At 73.6% G+C, this 717-nt stretch carries 1 protein-coding gene; it reads left to right on the top strand.

Annotated features, from left to right (window positions below; genetic code table 11):
- The coding region (locus ACFPK1_RS33030; protein ID WP_378025167.1) for an HNH endonuclease signature motif containing protein at positions 1 to 717 on the top strand (717 nt) is incomplete at both ends.

The following is a 717-nucleotide window of genomic DNA, read 5'->3' as shown; positions in this document are numbered from 1 at the left end:
GCGTTCACCGGGATCATCGACGACCTCGCCGCCCCCTGCGGCCCCGACGACACCCGCCAGCTCGCGCAGCGCCGCATCGAAGGCCTCAAAGACCTCGTCGACACCGCCCGCACCCCCAGCGGCACGCCTCCCGAGCCCGACGCCACCCCGGAAGACGCCGACCCCGACGCCCTGATCCCCGAACCGCGCCACCCCGCACCCGCCGGGCGCCGCCCCAGGCCGGAAGGGGCGGGGCGGGCGCTGCTCACGATCACCATCGACCACCACTGGCTCCGCCAGGCCCTCCAGTCCACGGGCGGCTACGGCGTGCTGGACTCCGGACAGCCCGTGCACCCCGCCACCGTGCGCCGCTGGGCCTGCGACGCCGAGATCATCCCCATGCTGCTCGGCGCCAAGTCCGAACCCCTCGACGTCGGACGCCGCCAGCGCACCGCCCCCGACGCCATCCGCCGCGCCCTCAACCACAGAGACGGGGGCTGCGCGTTCCCCGGCTGCACCCGACCACCCCGACGCTGCCAAGCCCACCACATCCACGAATGGGCCGACCTCGGCGCCACCGCACTCGACAACATGTGCCTGCTCTGCCGCCACCACCACCAACTGATCCACCACGGACACTGGACCATCACCATGACCGACGGCCGGCCCTGGTTCACCCCACCCTGGATCCTCGACCCCGACCGACAACCCCGACCCGGCGGACGACCACACGTCCCC

Origin of the sequence: Actinomycetospora rhizophila (genome assembly GCF_042657905.1) — a bacterium.
Taxonomy (GTDB): domain Bacteria; phylum Actinomycetota; class Actinomycetes; order Mycobacteriales; family Pseudonocardiaceae; genus Actinomycetospora; species Actinomycetospora rhizophila.
This window is presented reverse-complemented; position numbering and strand designations above follow the sequence as displayed.